This window comes from Agathobaculum sp. Marseille-P7918 (assembly GCF_964248325.1).
In the GTDB taxonomy this organism is placed as follows: Bacteria; Bacillota; Clostridia; order Oscillospirales; family Butyricicoccaceae; genus Agathobaculum.
The window spans coordinates 27,599-53,534 of record NZ_CAXTXI010000010.1 but is presented as its reverse complement, the minus strand read 5'-3'; the positions used below and the strand labels follow the sequence as shown (position 1 = coordinate 53,534).

The following is a 25,936-nucleotide window of genomic DNA, read 5'->3' as shown; positions in this document are numbered from 1 at the left end:
CTATGCCGTCGGCTCTTTTTCACTCTACAGTTTCATATTTCATGCGGTAGTAGGTTCGGTCCTGATACTCCTTAACGGCGTCTGCAGCCGTTCCATCCAGCGCCGGCAGATAGTTGCCCTGCGCGTCTATCCCTGTACCACGCTGAATCACCGGCCATTCACGCCGCAAGCTATTTACAAAGGCAAAAAACGCGTCACTTTGTCCACAGCCCACCGCATCCAGCACGGCAGCACCCAGAAAGCTCGCACTCAGCATGCCGTCTTGTGGAATACCAAGGCGCTCCGCCAAGGTATCGAAATCCAGTGCATCCGCTCCCGCCTGATTGGCCCACATTACAAACGGCGGCGCATAAGCGTCCAGCCAATCCTCAGTCTCGCGGTCTGCCGTCATATCCATGCCCAGCGCGCGGTAGCACAAGTAATTGTCTCCCAAACTGGGCAGATGGTCGCCATACCAGATCAGCAGCACCGGTTCCTCCTGCTGCTCAAAATAATTGACCAAATCCCCCAGCATCGTATCCGCATCGCGCAAGCCATGTGTATAAACGGTCAGCATGGTTTTGGCATCTTCCGGCAGTTCTTCCGCCAACTGGAGCTGATACAAATCACGTGCCTTGCCATATTTAGACTCGGTATACGCCATATGATTTTGTATCGTGGTCACATAGGTAAACTGCGGCTGACCGGCTGCCTGCCGGTTTTCAAAGTCTGTAATCAGATATTCGGTCAGCGATGCATCGGATACATATCCGCCCTTATAGGTGGCATTGGTAAACGCATCCTCAAACACGATTTCCTGCGCGCCCAGCCATTTATAGATATTCTGCCGATTGTAGAACCACGCTTTGCCGGGATGAATAAACGCTGTCTGCCAGCCGTTATCATTGGCAACCCGGAAGATGGAATCCATATTTTTATGCAGTACACGGAACGAAGACACACTTGCATCTGACAGCATGGCAGTTTGCATGCCGGTTAATACATCAAACTCCGTATTCGCCGTGCCACCGCCGTAGTTCGGAACAATCAGCCGGCCGGAAATCGCATGCTCCGACTGCTGCACCGCATGATAGTTCTTAAGCGGATCGGTGTCCTCCGTCCATGCGAATGCATCTGCATCGGTAATATCGCAAAACGCCTCGCTCATCACAAAGATAACATTCACCGGCTTCGGTTCCGCCGCTGCCGTTTGTGTTTGTGCAATGCGCTCCTCCGTCTCTGCTTTAGAGAACCCTTCCGGTTTTTGCAGATTGTTCTGCGTCACACTGCGCAAAAACGTGTAATGGAAGCCGGTTTCCTGACAAACTGTGGTCATATTAAAGCGATTGGTGCATGGAAAGGAATTGAACAGGTCAGCCGAAGCATATACCGTAAACGTCAGCCCAAACAGAATTGCCAAACTGACCAAACAGCCCACAGCACGACCGCATCGCACCAGCGCTCTGCCACGACTGCTTTTCCGTGTCCGTATCAGCACAGCCGCCGCAATTAAAATGACACACGCCGCGACAAAAGCCGCTACGAGCGGCAAATCAATGCGCAGATCATAGCCGCCTGCCGCAGTCAGCGCCTCTCTCAGCATGGTCAAATCCTGCGGAACAACCGGATCGTCGCGTGCCTCGATTTTAAGCTGATTGGCGACATTGAACACACCGAATACAACCATTGTCACGGCCGACGCGCCAAAAACATTGCCAAATGCAAACGTCAGCGCGGCCAATACCAAAAGTACCGGCAGCCAGTTCAGCAGTCCCAGCAACGGCGTGGTAAAGAAGGTATACGGAATGACCGGCATGGTTTTCAGGCACAAAAACCAGATAGCCGCCGCCAGCACAATCGCCAGCGGAATATTCCAACCGGCTGCAATATGCAGTGGGATTCCACGGGTTTCCTCGATATTTGTCTGCTTTCCGGGACGGCGTCGTTTCGCCTCGTGCGCGCCCGGTCGCGTTTTCTGAAAGTGTATCATTGCTTTTTTGCTTTTCCGGACGGATATACATTCGTCCGTTCTTGTCTCCTCCTACGCTATTTGTCGACAACGGGAATTTCCGTGGTGTCTTTTTCATCCAGATGATTGAGATAATGCTGTGTTTCCTTGGCAATTACGCCGGACAACAACAATACGGCAATCAGGTTGGGTACCGCCATCAACGCGTTCAGGATATTGGCAATCGTCCATACCAGGTCGAGTGACAATACCGGCCCGATCACAATGACGAGAATGAACAGCAGCTTATAAGGCAGCATTCCTTTCCGGCCGAACAGATATTCACAGCAGCGCTCCCCATAATATGACCATCCCAAGATCGTAGAATAGGCAAAGGTGATAATTCCCACCACCAGAATCAAAGGCCCCAGTACCGGAATCTGCGAAAACGCTGCCGTAGTCATTTGGCTGCCGTCCTCGATCATATCCATATTGATGCTGGGATTTTTCATGATGGTGGTAACCAGAACCAGTCCTGTCATCATACAAACGACGACAGTGTCCCAGAAGGTTCCGGTTGCGGAGACCAGTGCCTGCCGCACCGGATTACGCGTCTGCGCAGCGCTTGCAACCAGCGGCGCAGAACCCAAACCGGATTCGTTGGAAAACAGACCGCGTGCCACGCCATACTGCATTGCCAGCCGCAGACCGCCGCCTACCAATCCGCCTGCCACTGCCCCCGGCTTAAATGCCAGCACCAGAATCGTCTGCAAGGCCGGCACGATGAAGTCCCAATTAATGCACAAAATCACCAGACACCCAAGCACATAAAACGCCGCCATAAACGGTACCAGCTTTTCACAGACAACCGCAATCGACTGGATCCCTCCGATGATAACCACCGCTGTAATCGCTGCAAAAACGATACCAATGGCCAGCGGCGGAATGTAAATCGGGCTGTTGCCCTGAATGATTTCCGAAATCGCATTGATCTGCGTACCGCAGCCGATGCCGAACGAAGCCAGCATAGCCAACGCTGCAAACGCCACTCCCAGCCATTTCAAGTGCAGCCCGCGTTCGAGCGCATACATCGCGCCGCCCTGCATGCGTCCGTCCTTGGTCTGCACGCGGTATTTAACCGCAATCAGGCTTTCCGCATATTTGGTTGCAATACCAAACACGCCGGTCAGCCAGCACCAAAGCACAGCGCCGGGACCGCCGAGGAACACTGCCGTTCCAACGCCGACGATATTGCCTGTACCGATGGTTGAAGCCAACGCAGTTGTCAGCGCCTGAAACTGACTGACGTCCCCCGGAGAATCCGGATCCTTGGTCAGGGATAAGCGAATGCCGGTAAACGTCTTACGCTGGATAAAGCCGGTGCGAAGCGTCATGAAAATATGCGTGCCAAGCAGCAACACAATCATCGGCAGGCCCCAAATCCAGTTATCAATCGCCGATACAATACCGGAGAATGTCTCCATACCATTACCTCTTTCCCTCTTTTGGTTTTAAAACAGGAAAGGGAGCGAAGCTCCGGCTTCGCTCCCTTTTCAGTCAGAGGGTATATCCCCCTGCATGCATACCTGCTTACGGGAGCCGCAGCAGGACAATGCTTCTCTGCATTGCTGCTGCGTCATATCACTATTATACAATATTTGTTCCAAAAAGCAAGATAAACCGCAGGTGTAATCTTTGCACTTGCTTTTTTTGTATTTTTTCCTATTCTATTGATATGCTTGTTTCCCCGCGTAACAAAATATCCGGATATGGCTCCGCGCGTGCTCGCCTGAAGCAAAACACGCGCGGAACTATGCCACACAAGGAGGTTCCCATGGGCTTTTTGCAAAACAAACTACAAAAATTCAGCAAAACGATTTCTTCCTTGCCTGACCAACCTAATATGCAGCCGAATGCCCTCAAAGCGTATTTTGACAGCAGCCCGGAAGAGGTTCGACAGGCGCATAATGGCCTGTGCGACGCACTCAACGCTACCGACGCTGCAGCAGGCCTCGGCTTTCAGCGAACGGCGGGCGTGCCCGCCGATACGGTGCAGACTGCCGTCGAAAACGTGCAGCAACAGGTCATTGATGCGGTGCTCGGCAATATTCCGTCCGGCAGTGTAGACGGTGATAAGCTGGCACAAGATGTACGTAATCGATTCACTGCCATTGAAAATGCAGCGGCCGCCGAAAGCAGTGCGCGTGCCAGTGCCGATAGCGCCGAAACATCTGCCCGCACAACGGCAGACACCAATCTGCAAAATCAGATCAACGCAAAATGCAGTTTGATTTTTGGCACCTATCAGGGAGATGACGCTGCAAAGCGCTTTATTTCTCTGGGGCAAACTCCGAAAGCGGTTTTTGTGATCGCTAATTACGGCTTAATAACCGTCAACTCCACTTGTTATGGCGGATTGGCTCTGGAAGGCTCTCCCTGCTATGGTTCAGGAACTGTTGGCTCTACCAACTATGCTGTAGAAATCGTATCCGGCGGCTTTAATGTAGTAAATTTGCCTAACTACAACGTTCACACCAATTACAGCTACGTAAAATATCACTATATCGCCTTTGTATAAAAAAACAAGCCCCTCGGTTTCCCGAGGGGCTTGCTGGTTCATTCAAGAATACAATTCTCGAATTCGCTTACGAGTTAAACTCCGGAGCGCCGTCCAGCTCGTTGTTTACATCGTAAACAATTGCGTAGATGGTGCTGCCTTCGTAGTAGATGTAAGCGTTCTGAGTGATCTTGCCCGAGTTATCAGACTTCGCATACGGGATGCCCGCGTAGGAAGCGCCTTCCAGACCAGTGCGGTCGGAATCGTTGACAGACATAATCACAACGTCCTTATCGAACTTGTAGGTGCCCTTAGAGCTATTCGCATAGTACAGCTCAACAGCGCCCTCGCTGGTCGGCTCAACGCCGGTGATAGCGACTGCCGCAACCTTGCCGTTGCTTGCATCCATGATGTTCTTGATGTACTTGCCATCAGTCTCGTAAGAGAACAGGCGGCCAGAGATCGTAACAGCAGTGGAGTCAACGTACAGGGTAGCAGCGCCGTTGCCGGTCCAAACGTTCAGCTTGGTGCAGCGGTTGCCGTCCAGAGTGGTGATCATCGGATCAGACAGCAGGTATGCGAAGGAGCGGCCGTAAACCGTGCCAGCCGGCAGAGCCTGGCCAGCATCATATACGCAAGCAACCTGTGCATAGCTGATGCCGTTAACAACCTTGGTCAGTACTGCAGAAGCGGTACCGAAGTCAACAGACAGGTTCTTCGCGGTCTTACCGGAAACAACCTTAACGCCGTCCGTACCCTGCAGGAATACGATGGAATCGTCAGCCAGCGGCTTGCCATCGATCATGTCGGTGGAGGTAGCAGTCAGCAGACCAGAACCAGTGTTGGTCGAGTAGGTCTTGTAGCCAGCAGTGTTCTTGCTGATATTCGGGTTGCCAGCAATAACACCATTCAGCGTAGTAGCGCCAGCAGCATTCGCCAGCTCCTTGATCTCGTAATTACCAGCAGAGTTCTTGGAGTAGGTGTACATCTTGTTTGCCAGGTTAGTGCCAGTAGTGCTGGTGTTATCAGCCATGGTCATCTTCTCGCCGTTGACGCGGGTAACCTTAATGGTTGCATCAGAGCCATCAGCGAAGTAAGCCTTTGCCTGGAAAGAAGCATCGCTGTCACCAAAGCCCTTGTCGAACGTAGTATCTACAGCAGAGATGTACAGGATGTTGCTTGCAGAACCATCAGAGGTCAGCTGCGCATCGAATACCAGACCGTTGCAAACGACCAGATCGTAAGCAGAGCCAGCCTCGATATCGGTGATGGTGCTAACAACCTTGTACCAAGTGCCGTCAACCTCTACCTCAGCCTTTGCAGTGCCAGCACCCTTGGTCGAGGTAACTTCGCCGGTGACAACGTCAGCCTTAGCGATAACGTTCTTGTCGTCCGCGGTGTAAGCCTTCGGAGTTACATAAGCCCAGTCATCGCGAGCTGCGCCTTCGTAGATGTTGTCATCCGCAAACTTGTACGGAGTGGTGGTGCCGTTAGCAGTTACGTTGATGGAAGAGGAACCAACATAGGTTACCTGGCCAACGGTTACCGGAGTGATGACCGCATGGTCAATCTTGCCGTTGCCGTCGTTATCCATGAACTTAGCGGTGTAAGCATCCCATGCATCGTAGCTGGAAGCATTGGCAGTAGAAATAACCGTAGACAGGTTATTGCAGGTAGTGCCGTTGATTACAACTGCGGTATCATTGTTGAAGCCGTAGGTAGTAACGTTGGAAAGAGCATCGCCCTCTACCTTGTACTCAGTGCCGTCAACCTTAACCTTGGTGCCGGAAACTTCAACGTTTACCAGAGCAGACTCAGCAACAACCTTGGAGTCCTCGTTAGCGTAAACGCCGTAAACCTTGTCGGTCTCGCCGTTCTTGTACATAACGTTGACGTTCTGGCCAACCAGATTGCTGTAGTCCTTAGCAACACGAGTGAACATGCTGCCGTTCAGACGATAGGTGTCGCGGCCGTCTTCCTTCTCAACGGTGTCCAGACGAATGTCCTTCATCGTGGTCAGGTCCATGCACTTGGAGCCCATGGTCTCGTTGGTGGTGACGGTGGTGAAGTGCCAGTTGCCAGAAGCATCCTGGTAAGCGCTCATGCCAGTCTCAGTGACCTTCTCGTAAGCGTTGGAATCAGCGCTCCACTTAACGGTCTCAGCCTTCAGAGCGTTGTACATCAGCTGAGCTGCGTACTGACGCGGCATAGCAGAGCCAACGGCAGAGTTAACGTCAGCGTACAGGCCGTTCTGGGTAGCCAGAGCGTTGGTGCGCTGGCTGTAGCCAGTGCCGGTCAGGCCGGACTTGTCAGCCTGATAGCCCATGCAGATGAGGAGCATCTTAGCCAGCTCGGTGCCGGTGACCTTGTCGTCCGGAGCGAACTTGCTGTTGCCCTTACCGTTGATGATGCCATTGGTGTAGCAGAAGTTGATGTAGCCTTCTGCCCAGTGGCCGGAGTAAACGTCGGTGAAAACGGACTTGCCTTCGAAAGCAGTCGCGTCGTCGTTACCGCCGTTCCAGATGGTGTAGATCATCTTCGCAGCTTCTGCGCGAGAGATCGTCTCGTTGGGCTTGAAAGAGCCATCAGTGTAACCATTGATGACACCCAACGCCGCAAGCATATCCACAGCTTCAGTCTGCTGAATGTCAGCCTGATCCGTGAATGCCGCACCAGCAAACATGGTGAACGCGCAAGCGAACGCCAGCACCAGTGCGAGAACCTTTTTCAGATTCTTCATGGGTTTTTTCCTCCTTAAATTTTTTGAGCATTATGCTCTTTTCGAAAATTATAATACCACAGGTTTTTTTGGGGGTCAAGCGAAGCGAAGCGAATGTAACATGCGTGTAATATTGCAAAAGCTTGTCTTATTCCTTCATATAAGTCAATCGATTGATTGTTGTTCCCGCTTGCAGCCGCAAAGTGATTGAGCTTTCCGTTCCATCGCCCCACTCTTCCTGCGCCGGACATACGCCTGTAGTGCGGTCGATCGCCACCGCGCTTCCGTCCACATATGCCTCTGTAACGCCAGATAGATTATCACTGGACACTGTCAGGCAATATTGGCCCTCATTTTTCAGCACCATGTCAAATGTAATCAGGCAATCGGTTTCCGCCGTGAACGATCCATCTTCATTCCATACAACCTTGCCCTCTTGCACCGTTGCATAATCCGGCATGCTGTCATGATTGACATCCGGCGCTGTCGCCGTATCCAATCCGATATTTGCAAACGCATTTAGCGCTTCCATCTGGTCATAGGGGTTAAGCGCCGCCACTGACAGCAGTTTATTGAGGAACATATCGTTCTTTACCGTCAATAACACTTCATCCAATTGATCGTCATTAACCGCCTGCAGTTTTTCGTAGCCTGCCACCATGCGCTTGACATAACTGTCATTCTCAAGCAGCTGTACTGCGTTGAATTGCCCGACCGGATCGAGAATAGATTCATACACATCAAACATCTGCTGCCATACCGCTTCATCCGCACGCATGTAATCCGAGCCCTTGTCCAACGTATCCAGCGCCTTGGAAAACTGCCCAATCGCCGCATAATATTGTGCCAACGGAATCGTAATCGAATTGGATTCTACAGCCGCCAGATCGGCCGCATATTGCTCCGCAACACCTTCTTCATTGCCGCCGGAAAGCAGATACGACAGCTTATAGTCATTTTTTTCAAAGAAATCAATGGATACGCAGGTTTTGAGCTTATCCAATGTCAGATTATTTCCATAGAAGATACTCTGTGCCATCAGATTCAAACCAATCAAGACGATAAAGACGGCAGATACCGCAGCCACCGGCCAGCGAACTGCACCGCCTTTACTCTTCTCAGCAACCTTTAGCCGCAGGCAATCACCGCAATAGAGCGTTATCAATGCCAGCACGCCAAAAAACATTGGCAGGCATGCGCCGGAGGACCAAGTCACATCGGTTACCGCCTGCCCAAACATCTGCACGACACAGGCGGCAAGCAGCATCACTATAAGTGTTTTTTCCTTCCGGCTCTTTACCAGCACCCATACCGCAGTTCCCAGTATCGCAAGAAAAGCCGCCAGTCCCAACACACCAAGATCACATAGCGCTTCTACATAATGATTGTGCGCATATTTGGTCTCATAGTAATAATCCTGCACGGACACAACACCGTTTTCAAAACCGCCAAGGCCGCGGCCGAAGATAGGTGCGGTCTGCCAAAGCTTGATGGCATCCTGCCAATATACACGGCGCTGCACAACATTGCCGTTGGCCGACAAATCCTGTATGCGGTCGGCAATAAAGGTCGGCAGCAGCTTATAGCCCAGTTTGATGCTGCCGCTTTCCGCACCGTCATACACTGCATTGCTCACCGCAACGCCCGGCTCGCTGCACGAAAAATAGAAGAATACCAATTCGCTGTCCTCGGGTACGACAAACGTTACCGGCGCATCCGACGTGCCGCTGGCAAGATCGGTTTCGTTATTCTGAATCAGGTTGTTCGTATTTTTATAAGCAACGCGCACGCTGACCAGTCCGCTTGCTTCCATTGTCAGGGTGTATTCTCCTGCACCCAGATCCGCCGTGCGCCGGAAGTAACCCTCTGCACCGAAGGTATAAGTGCCGGTGACGGAAAGTGCTGCAACCAAATAGATAATACCCACTACAACAATGGCTGCAATCACAGCGATCAGCACTTTTCCCTTGCCTGAAAGCGCTGCCGATACCTTATTTCGCACCAACAGTTCCAGCACACAGGCTACCACACAGCCCAGCACCAGCATCAGCATCGGAAGCGGTGAACCCGTCACCGTATCGCCAAAGCCCTTGACCGATACCGCACCCACGACCAATGCGACTGCCGCCGTCTGCACCAGCAACAGAAGCAGACCGATTCGCTGCTCCTTGGGGCTGAGCGCGAGCATGAGCAGACAAGCAACCACAAACACACCAAGCGAACCCATGGAAAATGCCAACAAATACGACACCGCGTTGACCATTAACAGAATGGTGCAAAGGATTTTTTGCTTTCGGCTTTCTGCCGTAAGCACAAGCCACAGGGAGAGCAGGCAGGCAATCGACATCAGACCGGCATAGATATTCGGGTTGCCAAAAATCGTATTCAGTCGCGCATTGAAAAGCGAACCGGTATCGCCGTAGCCCGCTCCAATCACTTCCATCAGTACCCGGAACGGACGCATCAGAATATTGCAGGATGCCGCATCAATGGAGAGCACACCCACGGGCGCCGCAGCGCATGCCAAAACAGCCGCGGTGCGGCGGAATGCGGTCTTGCTGTCCTGCGCATATAGCACAATAATCATAAATACCGCAAACGCCGCCAGCAGACAGGCAAATTGAGCAATTGCAAATTTGCCGGAACGCGCATAAAGCGTCGAGATACCCGCCAGAAGCATATAGGCAAACACTGCAAACGCCGGTGGCGTCAGCAGCCGCTTGACGCGCTGCTTGTCTGCGAATAGCAGACCGCACAGCACAGCCACCGCTCCCAGCAGTCCGACTACCTTCTCCGTATAGTAAGAGCCGTTATTTTCAAAACACAGTATGAAGAATACGGTGATTGCCGCGATGATATATAACCACCATCGCTCTGTCTTCACCGGTTGAACCGTTTTTCCCTTCATTTCGAATGACCTCCTTCACGCTGCCGCCTGCCGCAGCGTTTTTTCATTGATACCTTATACCTTATTATATAATACAATCTTTTTCAGCGAAAGTCCTTTGCCGCGTTTTCATACAGAACCGTCAATTCCGGAAACACCTCCGTGATGCCAAACCGCTGCACGGAACTTCTTGCAGCCTCCCCCATGCGCTGCCGCACCTTTGCGTCCTGCATGCGTTGTACTGCATTTACAAATTCCTTTGTGTCTCCGAACGAGTATAGAAAACCATTTTCACCTGCACATATCAAATCCTGATGACCCTTGATATCGCTGGCAACAACCGGCAGACCACAGGCCATCGCCTCCATGACGTTAAACGGCAGTCCCTCAATCCGGCTGGATGACACGCAGATATCCGATGCACGATACCAGTTCTCCATATCCCGCACAAATCCCGGAAACCTTATGCGATCGGTCAGCCCGGCTCTTCCCGCCTGCATACGGCACATTTCCCGTATTTCGCCCTGTCCAGGCAGCAGCAGTACAACATGCTCGGGTAATCTTTGCATTGCCTCAATCAACATGCCCTGATTCTTTCTCTTGGAAAACTCCGCCGCATAAATCAAGACTAACTCAGAAGGCTTTAGTCCCAGCTTGCGCCGCAGCTCTTCCCGCTGGTTTTGTTCCGGCGGCGTAAACCGCGTGAAATCCACGCCCATGCCCTTGGTCAGCACGTCCCATTTCCCCAGATGATACCTGCGCGCAATCTCTGTATCCTGCTGATTCATAGTCAGCAGCCAGTCAGTTACCGGCGCTGTCATTCGTTCTGCGCCCAGCAGCAGCATCCGTTTTGTCCATCGCGTATTTTTATCAAACAAATACCCGTGCACCGTGTTCATCACACCCGGCCTACGCTTTCCCAACGGCACAACCGCAAGCCGCGCAAAAAACGCCGCAAGCGAGGTATGCAGGCTTATCATTTTATACCGCTCCGCCTTCATCAGTCGATATAATTCCCACACAGCCGCCAGATTTTTCGGAGAAAACATACTCTTTTCAAACGGCAGAGAAATATAGCGGCTCACCCCTTTCAGTTCGCATGGTGTACCGCCTGCGGCCACATGCACTTCATAACCTTGGTCGGCAAACCATTGCAGATATGGCTGATGAAAGGATGCGAGATGTCCAAATGTTGAGGCAACATACAGTATTTTCTCTCTTGCTCTCATGGAAACGCGCCTCCAAAAGAAAACGCAGGCGATTTTTCCCACCCGCGTCCTGTTCTGTATTCGCTTAAAATATTACCGCATACCGCACTTTTTGTCAAGTTAAGAGTGGTTCTTCTATAGAATATGGCGGTCAGATATGGTAGAATAAAAATAATTCATTCGTTCGGGAGGATCGACCGGTGATCAAAGAAAATCAAAAAACGCTCAATCAGATCAACGGCTTGACTGATGTGCTGCTTCTATTCCCCTGCATGCTGCTGGCCTACTTTATCCGTTTCGTAATCTTTCAAGGGGAACCCGGCCATATTGGGCTTTCTTATTATCTATACGCCACCGTTTGCATTATCCCGCTTTTGTGGTTTCTGTACAGTCTGATGGGCCTGTACGATTCCTTTCGCGCAAAAAATTTCTTAACCGAATTCAGTCTGCTGCTCCGCTGCAATGTCATCCTGTTCGGACTGATGCTGGCATTCTTCTTTGTTTTCAAGGAATTTCATCTTTCCCGCTGGACCCTGCTGTTATTTTTCGCTTTTGCCACGCTGGGTATCGCCATCAAACGCTGGTTCTTGCGGCGTGCGCTGAAAACACTCCGCGAAAAGGGCTATAACCTCAAGCATGTGCTGCTTATCGGATGCGGTGAACAGGCGCGCACCTACTACCATGCCATCCAGCAGGACCGCACGCTGGGATTCTCCGTCGATCATTACCTCGCTCCCCGCGACTGCTTGCCCGGCATCTCCTATCTGGGCAACTACAACGCCCTTTCCAAGGTGCTTGACCGCACCAATCCGGATGAAGTCGTCATCGCTTTGGAAGCGGATGAATATCCTTATTTACAAAACATTATCGCAAGCAGCGAAAAGCATGGTGTCAAAGTCTCCCTGATTCCTTTTTACAGCCGCTTTATGCCCGCACACCCGGTTTATGACGAGGTCGGGGGAATCGCACTGGTCAATATTCGTCATATTCCGCTGGATAATATCGGCAACGCATTTCTCAAACGCGGTATGGACATCATTGGTTCTCTGCTGCTCATTCTGGTCACTTCGCCGTTCATGCTGTTTGCCGCAATCGGCGTAAAGCTGTCCTCCCCCGGTCCTGTTTTATTTAAGCAGGAACGGGTCGGACTGAACAAAAAGACGTTCTACATGTACAAATTCCGCTCCATGCGGGTCAACGACAAGCAAACCACCGGCTGGAGCACAAACGCAGACCCCCGCAAAACCAAATTTGGCTCTTTCATCCGCAAATTCTCTATCGATGAACTGCCGCAGTTTTTCAATGTGCTCAAGGGGGATATGAGTCTGGTTGGTCCGCGTCCCGAGCTTCCCTATTTTGTCAATCAGTTTAAAGAGGAAATCCCGCTTTATATGGTCAAGCATCAGGTGCGCCCCGGTATTACCGGCTGGGCGCAGGTCAACGGCTTCCGCGGCGACACCTCGATTCAGGGACGTATCGAGCATGACCTGTATTATATCGAAAACTGGACGTTTCTGCTCGATATCAAAATCCTGTTTATGACCATTTTCCGCTTTGCCAACAACGAAAAGCTGCAAAAATAAACGCACTTGCACCGAACCGGCCATCGATGAACCGGCCACAAGCCATCTTGACGAAATGCATCAAATTCTGTATAATATACAACATTAACTTGTCACAATTTACACAGAAAGGTGGAATTCAGTTTCTATGTCTGACCCTGATCCTGCGGGCCGATTACCGTTCCGACCGATTGAAGTTTTTTTGGAATAGCACCGATAACGACTAAACTCAAAAAAACACTTCGAAAGGAACACAACATGAACACATCAGTAGGTATTATTATCATTATCGCCTGCCTTATTATGTCCGCGTTTTTCTCTTCTACGGAGACCGCTTTTTCCTCTCTTAACCGCATCCGTATCAAAAGTCTTGCCGAAAAAGGCGACAAGCGGGCGGCTTTGGTGCTGCGGCTCTCCGACCAGTATGACAAATTACTGTCCACTATCCTCATCGGCAACAATATTGTCAACATCGCGTCTGCATCTGTTGCAACGGTATTGTTCATCCGTTGGGCGGGCGAGGAAACCGGACCATCTCTTTCCACCATTGTCACAACCGTTGTTGTGCTGATTTTTGGTGAAATCTCCCCCAAAACCTTGGCAAAGGAATCGCCGGAGCTGTTTGCCCGCTTTTCCGCGCCGATCATTCAGGTTCTCATTTATATTCTCACGCCGGTCAATTTCCTGTTTGTCCAGTGGAAAAAGCTGCTCTCTCGGGTTTTCAAAACCTCGGAGGATACCTCTATTTCGGAAGAAGAGCTGCTGACCATGGTCGATGAAGCCGAAAGTGAAGGCGGCATCGATGAGCAGGAAGGCGATCTGATTCGCAGCGCAATCGAATTCAGCGACGTGGAGGTTGTGGAAATCTTCACCCCGCGCGTCAATATTGTCGGCATCTCAGAGAACACGGATAATCAAACCATCGCCAAGCTGTTCAAGGAAACCGGCTTTTCGCGCTTGCCGGTTTATCGGGATTCCATTGATAATATCATCGGCATCATTCATGAGAAAGACTTCTATAATGAAGTGGCTCCCTCTAACCGTTCGATTGACGTAATTGTCAAGCCCCCGATTTTTGTAGCCAAAACCATGAAAATCGGTGAGCTGCTCAAACTGCTGCAAAAAAACAAATCACATATCGCAGTCGTAGCAGATGAATACGGCGGCACACTGGGCATTGTAACACTGGAGGATGTGCTGGAGGAACTGGTCGGTGAAATCTGGGACGAGCACGACCGTGTTGTCGAGCAATGCTGGAAAACCGGCAACCATGAATATCTGGCGCGCGGTGCTGCCGATTTTGAAGATGTGCTGACCAACTTCGGCTATGAAGATGACGAGGCAGCGGATACCTATACCACGGTCAACGGCTGGATGATCGATCAGCTTGAACACATCCCCAAACAGGGCGAAACACTTACCTATAAAAATCTGGATTTTGTCGTGCAGGATGCCGACGACCGCCATGTCACGCTCATCAAAATCATTGAGCATGAAAATTGCGAAGCGCCGACTGCCTGACGGATACATATTCCATCCATATAAACAAGCGAAAGCCGCTTCTCTGTCATTTGACACAGAGAAGTGGCTTTTTCCGTCTGAACCCTTTGCTATTTTCCCAGACAGTTGCCGCAGGGCGAATACCCCTGCGCAAGCAGATCCTCATAGCTTCCGGTATACGACTCCTTATTGTTTTCCCCAATGCTGGCCACGCTGGCGCAGTCCGGCAGATGGATTTTCTTCGAAGCAGTATTGAGTACATACTCCTGTGCGTCGCCTGTATTGTCCGTCTGTGCTGTATCCGCTTCGTGGCTTTCCCCGGTTGCGTAGTCGATCTCCACACCGGGCTGCACATTATAGCAATATACGTTATAGCAGATGCCGTCCCCCTCGTCCTCTACAGACAGAGCCTCCATCTGCACACCGGAGGCAACAAGGTTGTTCCCCTCAAAGACAGGTGTGACGCGGTACAACACGTGGTTTCCGGTTTCCTTGATGTAATCCGCCACCAGATTTTCAAACGGGAGCATGCCTTCCACATTTAAATACCGCGTACCGGTGATTAAATTCTCCTCATTCGCATTTTCCGCCGTCAGCTGATATCCAATCAAATGGCAGCGGTTATACAGATATTTTCCGTCCACGAAATCATATTTCACCGTCTGCCAGCCGGACGGCTTGACCTGCCCAATCGATCCGCGTTCCTCCGTCGGCATCAGGTCGGTGGAAATGCACGCATAGGCCGTGCCGCACCGCCCTAGGAAATCCAGCGGAGCATAGCTTTCAAAGGATTGTGGAACTCGGTCCTCCTCCGGGAAATCCGGTACATTGCCGTCGATCTCCACATACGGCTGGCCGCTGTACGCCGGAACGTCCTCCAGCGAAATGGTCTGCTGCGGCTGCAGCAGGGCGCAGCCGGAGAGCAAAAGCTGGATGCCCAGCAGAACCGGTATGATTTTTTTCATGATTTTTTGCATTTTTGGTATACTTCCTTTGTGATTTTTGCGTGCGAGGAACCGGCAAACTCGTCCGTTTCCCGCAAGGTCCAGCCGTGGTTAAGCAGCGAACGGTCAAAATACCGGTCCGCCGGATAAACGCGGTTCCAGCAGAAAAGAATGATATTCTTTATCTTATCCAGAAACGGCTCTATCTGCTGATCTTCGACAAAACAGTAGTCCCCCTCCCCTGCCAACGCAAGGAAATGGTCATCAACCCGCAGGCGGGCGCGCTCGTTCTCTGCAAACTGCCCGGCGGAATATCCATTCAGCCATAACGCCCGCGCGCCACACAAGGAAAGGATATACCTGCGCAAAATACGGTCCTGACTCTGCCGCCGATGATTAAACAGCATCCCATTCTTGTCGTCCAAGCAGAGGATCACATGCATACCGCTTCACCTCCATGCTGTATCCACTCAACCGGCTTCCTCTTTTCAAGGCCCTATTATCATACCACAGGATTGCCGGATTTGTCGATTGGAGCATGTTTTTTCAAACAGCTGGCCTTCGCTCAAGCAAGGCGGGCCGCCCTCCCAACGGAGAGCGGCCCGGTGCCGTTTTGTCATTTGAAAGCTCAATCACACATCTCGCCCGCGACCTTGCAGAGCAGGTCCGGGTAGTTGGAAATAATGCAGTCCACACCGCGCTCAATCATGTCGCGCATGTTTTCCTCATCATTAACCGTCCATGTGTTGACCCCCATGCCGCGGCTGTGATACAAATCGACCAGTTCGGGCTGGTATTGCAGCAGCATGTATCGCGGGTGCATATTATCCGCGTTAGAGCGCTTGATGTACTCGCCAATCTCAAGGAACGGCTTGTCATACAGCAGGCCGGTCTTGATATCCGGGCAGAGATTCTTAAAGTTCTGCATGGAAATATGGTTGAAGGAGGAAACGAACACACGATCCTGCATCTTATGCGCGCAGATTGCATCAATGACGCGCTGCTCCAGCCCTTCATAGAACACCTCGTAGTTCTTCAGCTCCATATTCAGCAGCATGTGGGTCTGGTCGCAGAAGTCCAGCAGCTCATCAAACGTCCAGATGTGCTGTCCGGCAAACTCCGGCGACTTCCATGCACCGATATCCAGAGCGAGCAGTTCTTCATAGGTATGATCCTTGATATACCCCGTTCCGTTGGAGGTGCGCTCCAGCGTCGCATCGTGGAAAATAATCAGTTTTCCGTCCTTTGTGATATGAACATCGCTTTCAAAGCCGTCCGCCGCAGTCTTTTCCACCGCCATCTGGAATGCGATCGGGCTGTTTTCCGGATAATTTCCGGAAAAACCGCGGTGTGCCAGTAAAATAGGTTTTTTCATAATCTTTCTCCCCTTTTGGTCCATTAAAAAAGCACATGCCACGCCAACAAACCGACGGACATGTGCTTGCTCAACAATTCTCTGCACATCGTTATTATAGCGCCGAGAACAGGAAAATGCAATGGGCATCCTGCACCATATCCGGCGCAGGATTTCGGTATCACAGCCATGCTGCACAGTCCGCTTTTCTCATCACACCTGTATTGCTTCGCCTCGCAGTGCAAGCGCCAGCGACGGCTCCCGCGTGGTGATATTGCGTACGCCGTTTGCCAAAAACCAGCGCAGTTCACTTGCCTCATTGACCGTCCATGCAGACAGCCCCACTCCCTCCTGTGCCAGCGTCTGCACCAATCGGCGGGTCACAAGCACATGATTGATGTTGACGGTCCGCACACCATACTGCTTGCACACCGCCGTGATTTTAGCGGCGGCTTGCAGTTCAAAATCCGGTATGTTACGATAGCTTACATACAAATCCGGCACATATTCCTCGATATTCAGATAAATCTCCGCCTGTTCATGCAGCAAAGGGTCCGCAGCGCAGACCGCCGCGTCCACTGTGCCCGAGAAAATCAGCCGACCGACAAGACCTGCCTGCTGCGCAAGGGCCGCGACCTCCCGTTCCAATCCAGGCATTTTCAAATCGCAGTTGATGCACATGGACGGATGCGCCGCCACCAGCCCAAGCACCTCTTCCAACGTCGGGGACTGCCCATCTGCCGCATCATGCCCCAGCGCAAGCACACCGTCCGCGCGGCGGCGCACATCCACCTCGAGTGCGTCCACCGCTAGCTCAAGCGCATAGCGCACAAAGTCCAGAGAATTGTCCGCCGTATGCTCTGCACCCGAGTGCGCAGTAATCTTTATCATCTGTTCCATCTCAGTTCTCCTGTCTTTTCCATCAAATACACGAAAAGAAGAGGAACATCACTGTTCCTCTTCTTTTTCAATTGCTTATTCCCAGTCCTTTTCCTTCAGGTTGGTATAGATATATACGCCTGCGGAAACAGAACAGATTAGGAACATAATCACTGACAGCGCTGCCGATCGGTTGTACGCCAGGTACTTGTTGAACTGGTCAAACAGCGCAATGCCCAGCATTTTCGGGGAGTTGCCGCCCATCAAATACGGAGTGGTGAACGAACCGACGTTGCTCATGAACACAAAGGTTGCCGCAATGACAACGTCCTTGAGCGACAGTGGTAAAATCATCGACGTAAACGTCTTGAATTTTCCCGCACCCACGTCGCGCGCACCTTCAATGATGGAATCCGGAATTGCGCCCAGACCTGCGGTAATCATCAGCGCCGCAAACGGGATGTTAAACCACAGGTTCATCAGAATCAGACCGTTGGCATGGTACATCAGGCCGAGCTGAATATCCACGCCAAACAGCGCACCGATACGGTTGATGAGACCGGAATCGCGGATGATGGTAATCATCGCGTAAACCGCGCACATAGCCGGTACAAAACGGGGCAGAAGATACAGCGTTCCGATGCTCTTGGCAAAGCCTGAATGCACGAAGCGCAGGTACAGCGCAAGCAGATACGCGACCACGATCGCGATAATAACCGTCATAATTACAACATACAGTGTGTACAGAATATTCTGCCGCTGCGCAGGCTCAGTGAAGAAGTACAGGTAGTTGTCCCAGGTGAATGCACCTGTCTCCTCATCCTGAAAGCTCTGGATCACCGCCGAAACGATCGGATAGGCGACCGTCAGCATAACTACCAGAAAGGCCGGCAGAACCAAAGCATACGCTACCAGCTTCTGCTTCAGGCTTTTACTCATGTTTATCCCCTCTTTTTCAGGTTTGGGCTTTAGCCGAGCGTGCCGATTTCGTTATCCCAACGCTCGTTGAAGTCCGTGGCCAGATCGCCGATGGACATAATGCGGAAATTGGAAACATCCAGATCCTGCAGATCTTCATAACCGGTCATATCCATACCCTCGGTGTCGATCAGCGGGATAGCCGCCATTTGCTCCACCATGATCTGCTGTGCTTCCGGAGACAGCATGTAATCAATAAACGCATACGCACCGTCCTCGTTGGAGCCGAAGGTCGGGATGCCCAATGTCTGAAGCGAGCCGGTCAGCGCAGGCTCGATCTGCGTAATCTTGATGGTATCCTTGATGGCGCCCTGTGCGCGCTGGCTCAGCACCATATCAGCCCAGTTGATGCACATATCGATTTCGCCCTGATTGAGCAGGTCAAGCGTACCCTGGTTCTTGTTGGGGTAAACGATCGAACCGCCGGACTTGTACATGTACGGATGGATGGAAGCGAGGAAGGCAAAGCCTTCATCCCACTGCTCCTCCCACTTCGGGTCGTCCGAGGTAATCGCCTCTTCCGGCATGAAGTTGTAAACCGCGGTGCGCACGAAGGAGTCGCCTGCGCCGCCGGTACCCGGAGTATTGTAAGCAAAGCGGCCCGGATTGGCTTTAATCCACTCAACCAGCTCGTCCATGGTCTTGGGCGGGGTGGGAACCGCTTCGGAGTCATATGCAAGAATTACGGTCGTGCCGCGGTACGGCTGGACGTAATCGGTCGCTACCGTGCTCTGCGCCGCAACAGATGCCGCATTCGGAATCTTGGTATCATCGAGCTTGACAAAGGATTCCTCGCCAATCTGGGAAACAATCTTGGAAAGGTCGTCACCGCTCATATCAATCAGGTCGTAATCGGTATCCGTCTGATTGGCCTTGGCTGCCGCCGCGATCATGTCGGCCAGCGTCTGCGCGCCCGTACCGGACAGCATAAACTGCAGCTTTACTTCGTATTTATCTGCATATTCGGAGTTTTCATTGAAATCCTTGGTCAAGGTCTCAAAAATGGTACGCACATTGTCCGAGCCGGTGGCCCACAGCGTTACTACGGACTTGCCGTCCGCCGTTGTGCCATCCTTGCCGCCGCCGCAGCCGGCCAGCGCCGCTACCAGCATTGTACCCGCCAGCAGCATAGAGCCTAAACGCTTCATTTTCATTTTTCATTCTCCTTCTCTCTCATTTTTTGACTGGGTGCGATATAAGCAGCGCCACGCGAAGCATTATCCGCGCCAAAACGCTGTTTACCGAAATTAGAATACGCAATGCTTTCCAATTGACAGGCCAATCTCGTCGCCGCTCTGAAGTTTTTCGCTCACCTCGCGGTCGACAAAACACTTGATGACCGTATCCCCATGCTGCACGGTAACGACTACGTAATGGCCGAGCACCATAATGGTACGCACAATGCCGTTAACCTCGCCCTTGCCCGCCTCAGTCACGGTTACGTCTTCGGGACGTACCGCAATTGTCTTGCCGTCCTTTTCGATGAAGTTCATTTCACCGATAAAGCCGGCGACGTGACGAGTCTTGGGCTGGTCGTAAATTTCAGTCGGAGTGCCGACCTGCTCGAACTTGCCCTTGTTCATAACCACGATGCGATGGGAGAGCGCCATGGCCTCTTCCTGATCGTGGGTAACAAATACAACCGTGATGCCCAGATCGCTCTGGATTTTCTTCAGTTCCTCGCGCATCTGTTGGCGAATCTTGGCATCGAGCGCGGAGAACGGCTCGTCCAGCAGCAGCAGAGAGGGCTTGAGCAGCAGAGAACGCGCAATGGCAATACGCTGCTGCTGGCCGCCTGACAGCTGGCTGGGATACTTTTTCTCGCAGCCGCTCATGGAAACCAGCTCTAAAATATCCTTGATATCCTTGTCAATGGTCGCCTTGGGAATCTTGCGCAGTTTCAGGCCGAATGCCAGATTTTCGTAAATGGTCATATGCGGCCACAGGTTGTAGCTTTGGAATACCATTGCGGTCGGCCGTTTTTCGGGCGGCAAGCCGATAATGGACTGTCCATCAATGATGATGTCACCGCTGGTCACATCCAGAAAACCGCCGATGGTGCGCAGGATGGTTGTCTTGCCGCAGCCGGACGGCCCGAGAAACGTAACGATTTCACCTTCGTAAATATCCAGATTGATATGCTCAACACCGTCGCCGTTGTCGTACTTTTTGGTCATATCCTTGATTTGCAACTTGATTTTGCGCTCACTCATGGATTTCATCTTCCTCCCAATCTTTTCCGCTCTTATTTCATCTTAAATCCGCCCGCAATAGCGTTCGGCCCGATATACTTGCGCATCGCAAAAATCAGGACGGCGGATGGTATGATCAGCAGGATGGCAAACACCGCGCCGATCTGGACGGCCGACGAATCCAGCACGATACCGTACATCGCAACCGGCATGGTCTGCACCTTTGCCATACCGACAAGCATGGTGCCCTGCGCCTCCTCCATCGAACCGAGGAAGGTATACAGTGTGGCAACCGCAATGCCGGGCACCGCCATGGGCAGCGTCACCTTGAAGAACGTACGGATAGGCCCCGCACCGACATCGCGTGCAGCCTCTTCCTGCTGGCGATGCACCGCACTGAACGCGCTGGCCGGCAGCCAGACCATGAACATCATGGAATTGATCATATGGATGATGATAACGCCGGTATAAGTACCCATCAGATTATACTTATAGAACAACACGGCGATCGACGTATAAATACCAAGTTTCGGAAACGCATTGGTCAACAGGAACGACAGCATAAACAGCTTGCGGCCGCGGTATTTGAATCGCGCGATAGAATAAGCCGCCGGAATGCAGAAAATCATGGAAACCACGGTTGTGACAATCGCTACGATAAACGACTGCACAATAGAAGAAACCAGACTATCCTGACTGAATACATATTCCCACCACTTGAACCCCCATTCCTGTGGGAGAATATTCGGCGCCGTATATTCGTTGGCAAAGGCCAGCATCAGCATGTTGAGAATCGGCCCGTAAAAAAACAAAATAAATACGGCAAACAGAATAAATTCCAGAAACTTTCGCTTTCCTACCGCATGATAGAATCGCTTTGGATTGAGCATTTTGAACATGAAGTATTCCACCCCTTTTTGTTAGCTGCCAGAGTATGAGAATGCGCCAAACCTGTCTATCAACCCCCGTAATCTTAATTTATAGATTGTCCCAAACGTTTTGCAAGCAATAAAAAACCAAGCGTAACAGCCATCCCCCCTGCACTTTCACACGAGAGTTTCTTGTTACCTTGGCTCTGTTCTCTGCAAGCAACATATTCTTGATTTACTTAAAGTTTAGCATGGCTCTCCGGGTCTGGCAAGTCAAAATTCCGTTAAAAATGACTTTTTTCACTAATTTAACATATAATAAACGAAAATTTTATATAATTTGACCAAAATCACTTTTCCCCATTGAAAAATAAAAGCGAATATACTAAAGTGAAAATAATAAACAAATTCGTTGTCTTATTACGAATAAGCCGGATTCGCAATAGACACTTGCTATGTAGGGGGCTTCATTTATGACACGCAAGCAAACTGATTTTCTGCAGGCATTGCAGGACTCTCCGATTATTGCCGCGCTGAAAAATGATGAGGGATTGGAGCAGGCGCTGGAAAGCGACTGCGCCATCGTTTTTTTCTTGTATGGAAGTATTCTCAACATCGGCCAGCTGGTTGCCCGCGTCAAGCAGCGCGGCAAAATCGCCTTTGTACACGCGGACCTGATTGAAGGCATGACAGCTAAGGACATTGCTGCCAACTTCATTGCGCAGAATACGCAGGCAGACGGCATCATCTCCACCCGCCCGAACATCATCCGGCGCGCCAAAGCGCTCGACCTACTGACCATCCAGCGCTTTTTCCTGTTCGATTCCCTGTCTTTTGAAAATGTTTTGCGGCAAAATTCCGACGCCGACGCCGTCGATCTGCTGCCGGGCACCATGCCCCGCGTGCTCGCCCGTCTGGCTGAAAAGGTGCAGCAGCCCATCATCGCAAGCGGTCTGTTGGCTGACAAGCAGGACATTATGGCCGCTCTGTCCGCAGGCGCACACGCCATCTCCACGACCAGTGTCGATCTTTGGCGCATATAACCGCCGCGGGCAAAATCTTTTTCTTGCAATCAAAAAAATGCTGTGTTATAGTAAACTTATCAATTAAAAGTTGTTTCGTTTTCTTGGAGAGATGAGTCAAAGCGAACTTCTGTGCACGAATTGTTGTACGGTGGTTTGTTTTGACTCTTTTTTTATTTCTGCAAACAATGACGGAGGGGATAAGAGCATGTATGATGTAACGATTATCGGCTGCGGTGTGATCGGCGCGTCTCTGGCTTACACGCTTTCACAATATCAGCTGCGTGTGCTGATTTTGGAAAAGGAAAACGACGTCGCCATGGGGACCACCAAAGCCAACAGCGCTGTGGTGCACGCTGGATATGACCCGGCGTACGGCACCCTGATGGCAAAGCTCAATGTACGCGGCTCTGCCATTATGGAACAGCTTTGCCAATCACTTTCGGTCAAGTATAAGCGCATCGGCTCATTTGTTGTCGCCTTCAATCAGGAAGAGCGCACGCATCTGGAGCGCCTGTACGAAAACGGCAAGCGCAACGGTGTACCCGACCTGCAACTGCTGGACGGCGTCGCAGCACGCGAAATGGAGCCGAATTTGTCAGAAAACGTGTGCGCTGCGCTGTATGCGCCCTCCGCCGCCATCATCGACCCGTGGGGCCTGTGCATCGCAGAAGCCGAGGTCGCTGTGCGCAACGGCGTGGAGCTGCGTCTGCGCAGCGCAGTCACCGGTCTGGAGGACCGCGGCGAGTCTATTCTGTTACATACCACCTCCGGCGACTGCGAAAGCCGTTTTGTGGTCAACTGCGCGGGCGGCTGGGGCCATGAAATCAGCGCCATGGCCTCTGGCGCTGCCGAGTGGGAAGCGCATCCCTCGCGCGGCGAATACTATCTGCTGGATAAATCGAGCGGCGACATGGTCAGCCGCGTCATCTTCCAGTGTCCGACCGCAGCGGGCAAGGGCGTGCTGGTTGCGCCGACAGTGCACGGCAACCTGATTGTCGGTCCGAGTGCACAGGAAGTCGAAGGCCCACTCAACCGTGAAAACACGCGCGCCGGCATGGATTCGGTCGTCGAAGCCAGCCGGAAGAGCGTGCCGGGTGTGGATTTCCGTCAGTCCATCCGCAATTTTGCCGGTGTGCGCGCCAATACAAGCGAAGCGGATTTCATCATCCGTCCCGCGAAGGGCATGCCGCATCTGCTGCATCTGTCAGGCATCAAATCCCCCGGTCTGTCCGCCGCGCCCGCCATTGGCGAGTATGCCGTCGAACTGCTGGAAAAGAGCGGCCTTTCTTTGGAGAAAAAGGCTGACTGGAACGGCGAACGCGAGCAAATCCACTTCAAGGATCTGTCCGACGCGGAAAAGGCCGCCGTTATCGCCAAGGACGCGCGCTACGGCCGCGTCATCTGCCGCTGCGAAACCATCACAGAGGGCGAAATCGTCGCGGCGATTCACTCGCCCATCCCGCCTTGCTCGATCGACGGCATCAAGCGCCGCGCCGGTTCGGGTATGGGACGCTGTCAGGGCGGGTTCTGCGGCCCGCGCGTGCTGGATATTCTCGCCCGTGAGCTGGGCTGCGATCCGCTGGATATTCGGCAGGACGGCGAAGGCACCTACATTCTCACCGGCGTCACCAAGGGAGGAGAACAGGTATGAATTACGATCTTGTCATCATTGGCGGCGGCCCCGCCGGCCTGAGCGCAGCACAGTCCGCATGGGAGGACGGCTGCCGCTCGATTTGTATCGTCGAGCGTGACCGCGAGCTGGGCGGCATCCTCAACCAGTGCATCCACAGCGGCTTCGGCCTGCACTACTTTAACGAAGAATTGACCGGCCCGGAATATGCCGGCCGCTTCATCGAAATGGTCGGCCAGACCGGCGTGGACGTTCGGCTGGACGCTATGGTGCTCGATATCACACCCGACAAGCAGATTCATATCGTCTCCTCCGCAGGCGGCTATGAAGTGCTGCAGGCGCAGGCCGTTGTGCTGGCCATGGGCTGCCGTGAACGCACGCGCGGCGCTATCGCCATTCCGGGCACCCGTCCGGCAGGCGTGTTCACTGCGGGTACCGCACAGCGGTATCTGAACATTGAGGGCTACATGGTTGGCAAGCGGGTGCTCATTCTGGGTTCGGGCGATATCGGCCTGATTATGGCGCGCCGTATGACGCTGGAGGGCGCAAAGGTGCTCGCCTGCGTCGAGGTCATGCCGTATTCGGGCGGCCTGACGCGCAATATCGTGCAGTGTCTGCACGACTTTGACATCCCGCTTTATCTGTCTCACACGATTACCGACATTCAAGGCCGCGACCGCGTCGAGCGCGTCATCGTCTCCGAAGTCGGACCCGACCGCCGCCCCATCCCCGGCACCGAAATGACCTTCGACTGTGACACCGTGCTGCTGTCAGTCGGCCTGATTCCGGAAAACGAACTGTCACGCGGCGCGAACATCCGGATGGACACGCGCACGAACGGTCCGATTGTCTTTGAAAACATGGAAACCTCTGTGCCTGGGGTGTTTGCCTGCGGCAACGTGCTGCATGTACATGATTTGGTCGATTTCGTCACTGCGGAAGCCGCCCGGGCGGGCCGCGCCGCAGCCGCATACTGCCGCGGCCAGCGCACCGCGTCGGACGATACGATTGAGCTGCAAAACGGAAATCTGGTGGGCTACACTGTGCCGCAGCATATCCACAGGGACACGGATTTCCAGACAGTCGACGTATTCTTCCGTGTGCGCGCCATCTGCGGCAGCAGCCGCATTGTTGTCACCGACGAGGCCGGTGCACAAATCGCCTCTTTCCCGCGCGAGCATATGGCGCCGGGCGAAATGGAAAACATCAAGCTGCCGCGCGTACTGCTGGACAAGGCGCAGGGCGCGATTACAATTTCTGTCGAGGAGGCACAGGCATGACCAACCTAATCTGTATCACCTGCCCTAAGGGCTGTCATCTCACGGTGGACGAGGAAAACGACTATGCCGTGACCGGTAATTCCTGTCCGCGCGGCGCGGAATATGCCCGCAACGAGCTGCTGCATCCGGTTCGCATGATCACCTCAACCGTACGGGTGCAAGGCGCCGCAATCCCCCGCCTGCCGGTCAAAACCGACAAGCCGCTGCCCAAGGAAAAAATGTTCGACTGCATGCAGCTGATTAACACGCTGAACGTGCAGGCGCCAGTCAAGGTTGGTCAGGTGCTGGCCGCCAACATCCTTGACACAGACGTTAACATCGTCGCTACTAAAACGCTTTAACCCGGTGCTCTCTCCTACATAGGAGCGCTGCCACATCATTTTAGAAAGGTGAGGTTACCAGAATTGTATGAACTCTTGTCTTAT

20 protein-coding genes are annotated in these 25,936 nt (G+C 52.5%); 7 read left to right on the top strand and 13 right to left on the bottom strand.

The features are described from left to right. Nucleotides 1–19 precede the first annotated feature (19 nt). Nucleotides 20–1,969, bottom strand: coding sequence for an LTA synthase family protein (locus ACESSO_RS12910; protein WP_373165884.1), 1,950 nt, complete (start codon nt 1,967–1,969; stop codon nt 20–22). Nucleotides 1,970–2,025: 56 nt separating this feature from the next. Then, nucleotides 2,026–3,411, bottom strand: a complete 1,386-nt coding sequence (locus ACESSO_RS12905) for an alanine/glycine:cation symporter family protein (RefSeq protein ID WP_373165881.1) — start codon at nt 3,409–3,411, stop codon at nt 2,026–2,028. Between the two features lie 419 nt (nt 3,412–3,830). Here ACESSO_RS12905 and ACESSO_RS12900 point away from each other — a divergent pair, with 419 nt between their 5' ends. Then, nucleotides 3,831–4,505: a hypothetical protein gene (locus ACESSO_RS12900; RefSeq protein ID WP_373165879.1), complete on the top strand. Its 675-nt coding sequence runs from the start codon at nt 3,831–3,833 to the stop codon at nt 4,503–4,505. Between the two features lie 67 nt (nt 4,506–4,572). Here the strand turns inward: ACESSO_RS12900 and ACESSO_RS12895 are convergent, their stop codons facing one another. The 3 genes from ACESSO_RS12895 to ACESSO_RS12885 form a co-directional block, all read right to left on the bottom strand. After that, nucleotides 4,573–7,224, bottom strand: coding sequence for an S-layer homology domain-containing protein (locus tag ACESSO_RS12895; protein ID WP_373165878.1), 2,652 nt, complete (start codon nt 7,222–7,224; stop codon nt 4,573–4,575). A 127-nt stretch (nt 7,225–7,351) separates the two neighbouring features. Continuing rightward, nucleotides 7,352–10,111 (bottom strand): O-antigen ligase family protein, encoded by a 2,760-nt coding sequence (locus ACESSO_RS12890; RefSeq protein ID WP_373165877.1) that lies wholly within the window; start codon nt 10,109–10,111, stop codon nt 7,352–7,354. An 83-nt stretch (nt 10,112–10,194) separates the two neighbouring features. Further along, nucleotides 10,195–11,319, bottom strand: coding sequence for a glycosyltransferase family 4 protein (locus ACESSO_RS12885; protein ID WP_373165876.1), 1,125 nt, complete (start codon nt 11,317–11,319; stop codon nt 10,195–10,197). A 179-nt stretch (nt 11,320–11,498) separates the two neighbouring features. Here ACESSO_RS12885 and ACESSO_RS12880 point away from each other — a divergent pair, with 179 nt between their 5' ends. Continuing rightward, nucleotides 11,499–12,881: an undecaprenyl-phosphate glucose phosphotransferase gene (locus tag ACESSO_RS12880; RefSeq protein WP_373165875.1), complete on the top strand. Its 1,383-nt coding sequence runs from the start codon at nt 11,499–11,501 to the stop codon at nt 12,879–12,881. 237 nt (nt 12,882–13,118) lie between these two features. After that, on the top strand, nt 13,119–14,381 hold the full coding sequence (locus tag ACESSO_RS12875; RefSeq protein WP_373165874.1) for an HlyC/CorC family transporter: 1,263 nt from the start codon (nt 13,119–13,121) through the stop codon (nt 14,379–14,381). Nucleotides 14,382–14,470: 89 nt separating this feature from the next. Here the strand turns inward: ACESSO_RS12875 and ACESSO_RS12870 are convergent, their stop codons facing one another. From ACESSO_RS12870 to ACESSO_RS12835, 8 genes are all read right to left on the bottom strand, one after another. Further along, complete coding sequence (locus ACESSO_RS12870; RefSeq protein ID WP_373165872.1) at nt 14,471–15,325, bottom strand: DNA/RNA non-specific endonuclease; 855 nt, start codon at nt 15,323–15,325, stop codon at nt 14,471–14,473. Next, nucleotides 15,322–15,747 (bottom strand): ribonuclease Z, encoded by a 426-nt coding sequence (locus ACESSO_RS12865; protein ID WP_373165871.1) that lies wholly within the window; start codon nt 15,745–15,747, stop codon nt 15,322–15,324. Before ACESSO_RS12865 ends, ACESSO_RS12870 begins: the two co-directional genes overlap by 4 nt. 185 nt (nt 15,748–15,932) lie before the next feature. Beyond that, nucleotides 15,933–16,679: a glycerophosphodiester phosphodiesterase gene (locus tag ACESSO_RS12860; protein ID WP_373165870.1), complete on the bottom strand. Its 747-nt coding sequence runs from the start codon at nt 16,677–16,679 to the stop codon at nt 15,933–15,935. A gap of 192 nt (nt 16,680–16,871) precedes the next feature. Further along, nucleotides 16,872–17,558: a glycerophosphodiester phosphodiesterase gene (locus ACESSO_RS12855; protein ID WP_373165869.1), complete on the bottom strand. Its 687-nt coding sequence runs from the start codon at nt 17,556–17,558 to the stop codon at nt 16,872–16,874. A 75-nt stretch (nt 17,559–17,633) separates the two neighbouring features. Then, a complete protein-coding gene (locus tag ACESSO_RS12850) occupies nt 17,634–18,476 on the bottom strand; it encodes an ABC transporter permease (protein ID WP_373165867.1) in 843 nt (280 codons plus the stop codon). Nucleotides 18,477–18,505: 29 nt separating this feature from the next. Further along, nucleotides 18,506–19,669: an extracellular solute-binding protein gene (locus ACESSO_RS12845; protein ID WP_373165864.1), complete on the bottom strand. Its 1,164-nt coding sequence runs from the start codon at nt 19,667–19,669 to the stop codon at nt 18,506–18,508. A gap of 93 nt (nt 19,670–19,762) precedes the next feature. Beyond that, on the bottom strand, nt 19,763–20,728 hold the full coding sequence (locus ACESSO_RS12840; RefSeq protein ID WP_373165863.1) for an ABC transporter ATP-binding protein: 966 nt from the start codon (nt 20,726–20,728) through the stop codon (nt 19,763–19,765). Between the two features lie 32 nt (nt 20,729–20,760). Next, on the bottom strand, nt 20,761–21,606 hold the full coding sequence (locus ACESSO_RS12835) for an ABC transporter permease (RefSeq protein ID WP_373165861.1): 846 nt from the start codon (nt 21,604–21,606) through the stop codon (nt 20,761–20,763). 443 nt (nt 21,607–22,049) lie between these two features. Between ACESSO_RS12835 and ACESSO_RS12830 the strand changes: the two genes are divergently transcribed. The 4 genes from ACESSO_RS12830 to ACESSO_RS12815 all read left to right on the top strand — a co-directional run bounded on the left by ACESSO_RS12830 (nt 22,050) and on the right by ACESSO_RS12815 (nt 25,852). After that, entirely contained in the window at nt 22,050–22,619 is a 570-nt protein-coding gene (locus ACESSO_RS12830; RefSeq protein WP_373165858.1) for a glycerol-3-phosphate responsive antiterminator, read from the top strand. Nucleotides 22,620–22,806: 187 nt separating this feature from the next. After that, on the top strand, nt 22,807–24,252 hold the full coding sequence (locus ACESSO_RS12825) for an NAD(P)/FAD-dependent oxidoreductase (protein ID WP_373165856.1): 1,446 nt from the start codon (nt 22,807–22,809) through the stop codon (nt 24,250–24,252). Continuing rightward, entirely contained in the window at nt 24,249–25,511 is a 1,263-nt protein-coding gene (locus tag ACESSO_RS12820; RefSeq protein WP_373165855.1) for an NAD(P)/FAD-dependent oxidoreductase, read from the top strand. The genes ACESSO_RS12825 and ACESSO_RS12820 overlap by 4 nt, the downstream gene beginning before the upstream one ends. Next, nucleotides 25,508–25,852 carry a DUF1667 domain-containing protein gene (locus ACESSO_RS12815; RefSeq protein WP_373165853.1) on the top strand — a complete coding sequence of 115 codons (345 nt, stop codon included), beginning with the start codon at nt 25,508–25,510 and terminating at the stop codon, nt 25,850–25,852. The genes ACESSO_RS12820 and ACESSO_RS12815 overlap by 4 nt, the downstream gene beginning before the upstream one ends. Nucleotides 25,853–25,936 lie beyond the last annotated feature (84 nt).

Excerpts from the sequence above, each read along its gene's own strand:
- ACESSO_RS12910 (WP_373165884.1), bottom strand. The coding sequence starts at position 1,969 with ATGATACACTTTCAGAAAACGCGACCGGGCGCGCACGAGGCGAAACGA.
- ACESSO_RS12905 (WP_373165881.1), bottom strand. The coding sequence starts at position 3,411 with ATGGAGACATTCTCCGGTATTGTATCGGCGATTGATAACTGGATTTGG.
- ACESSO_RS12900 (WP_373165879.1), top strand. The coding sequence starts at position 3,831 with ATGCAGCCGAATGCCCTCAAAGCGTATTTTGACAGCAGCCCGGAAGAG.
- ACESSO_RS12895 (WP_373165878.1), bottom strand. The coding sequence starts at position 7,224 with ATGAAGAATCTGAAAAAGGTTCTCGCACTGGTGCTGGCGTTCGCTTGC.
- ACESSO_RS12890 (WP_373165877.1), bottom strand. The coding sequence starts at position 10,111 with ATGAAGGGAAAAACGGTTCAACCGGTGAAGACAGAGCGATGGTGGTTA.
- ACESSO_RS12885 (WP_373165876.1), bottom strand. The coding sequence starts at position 11,319 with ATGAGAGCAAGAGAGAAAATACTGTATGTTGCCTCAACATTTGGACAT.
- ACESSO_RS12875 (WP_373165874.1), top strand. The coding sequence starts at position 13,119 with ATGAACACATCAGTAGGTATTATTATCATTATCGCCTGCCTTATTATG.
- ACESSO_RS12870 (WP_373165872.1), bottom strand. The coding sequence starts at position 15,325 with ATGAAAAAAATCATACCGGTTCTGCTGGGCATCCAGCTTTTGCTCTCC.
- ACESSO_RS12865 (WP_373165871.1), bottom strand. The coding sequence starts at position 15,747 with ATGCATGTGATCCTCTGCTTGGACGACAAGAATGGGATGCTGTTTAAT.
- ACESSO_RS12860 (WP_373165870.1), bottom strand. The coding sequence starts at position 16,679 with ATGAAAAAACCTATTTTACTGGCACACCGCGGTTTTTCCGGAAATTAT.
- ACESSO_RS12855 (WP_373165869.1), bottom strand. The coding sequence starts at position 17,558 with ATGGAACAGATGATAAAGATTACTGCGCACTCGGGTGCAGAGCATACG.
- ACESSO_RS12850 (WP_373165867.1), bottom strand. The coding sequence starts at position 18,476 with ATGAGTAAAAGCCTGAAGCAGAAGCTGGTAGCGTATGCTTTGGTTCTG.
- ACESSO_RS12845 (WP_373165864.1), bottom strand. The coding sequence starts at position 19,669 with ATGAAAATGAAGCGTTTAGGCTCTATGCTGCTGGCGGGTACAATGCTG.
- ACESSO_RS12840 (WP_373165863.1), bottom strand. The coding sequence starts at position 20,728 with ATGAGTGAGCGCAAAATCAAGTTGCAAATCAAGGATATGACCAAAAAG.
- ACESSO_RS12835 (WP_373165861.1), bottom strand. The coding sequence starts at position 21,606 with ATGTTCAAAATGCTCAATCCAAAGCGATTCTATCATGCGGTAGGAAAG.
- ACESSO_RS12830 (WP_373165858.1), top strand. The coding sequence starts at position 22,050 with ATGACACGCAAGCAAACTGATTTTCTGCAGGCATTGCAGGACTCTCCG.
- ACESSO_RS12825 (WP_373165856.1), top strand. The coding sequence starts at position 22,807 with ATGTATGATGTAACGATTATCGGCTGCGGTGTGATCGGCGCGTCTCTG.
- ACESSO_RS12820 (WP_373165855.1), top strand. The coding sequence starts at position 24,249 with ATGAATTACGATCTTGTCATCATTGGCGGCGGCCCCGCCGGCCTGAGC.
- ACESSO_RS12815 (WP_373165853.1), top strand. The coding sequence starts at position 25,508 with ATGACCAACCTAATCTGTATCACCTGCCCTAAGGGCTGTCATCTCACG.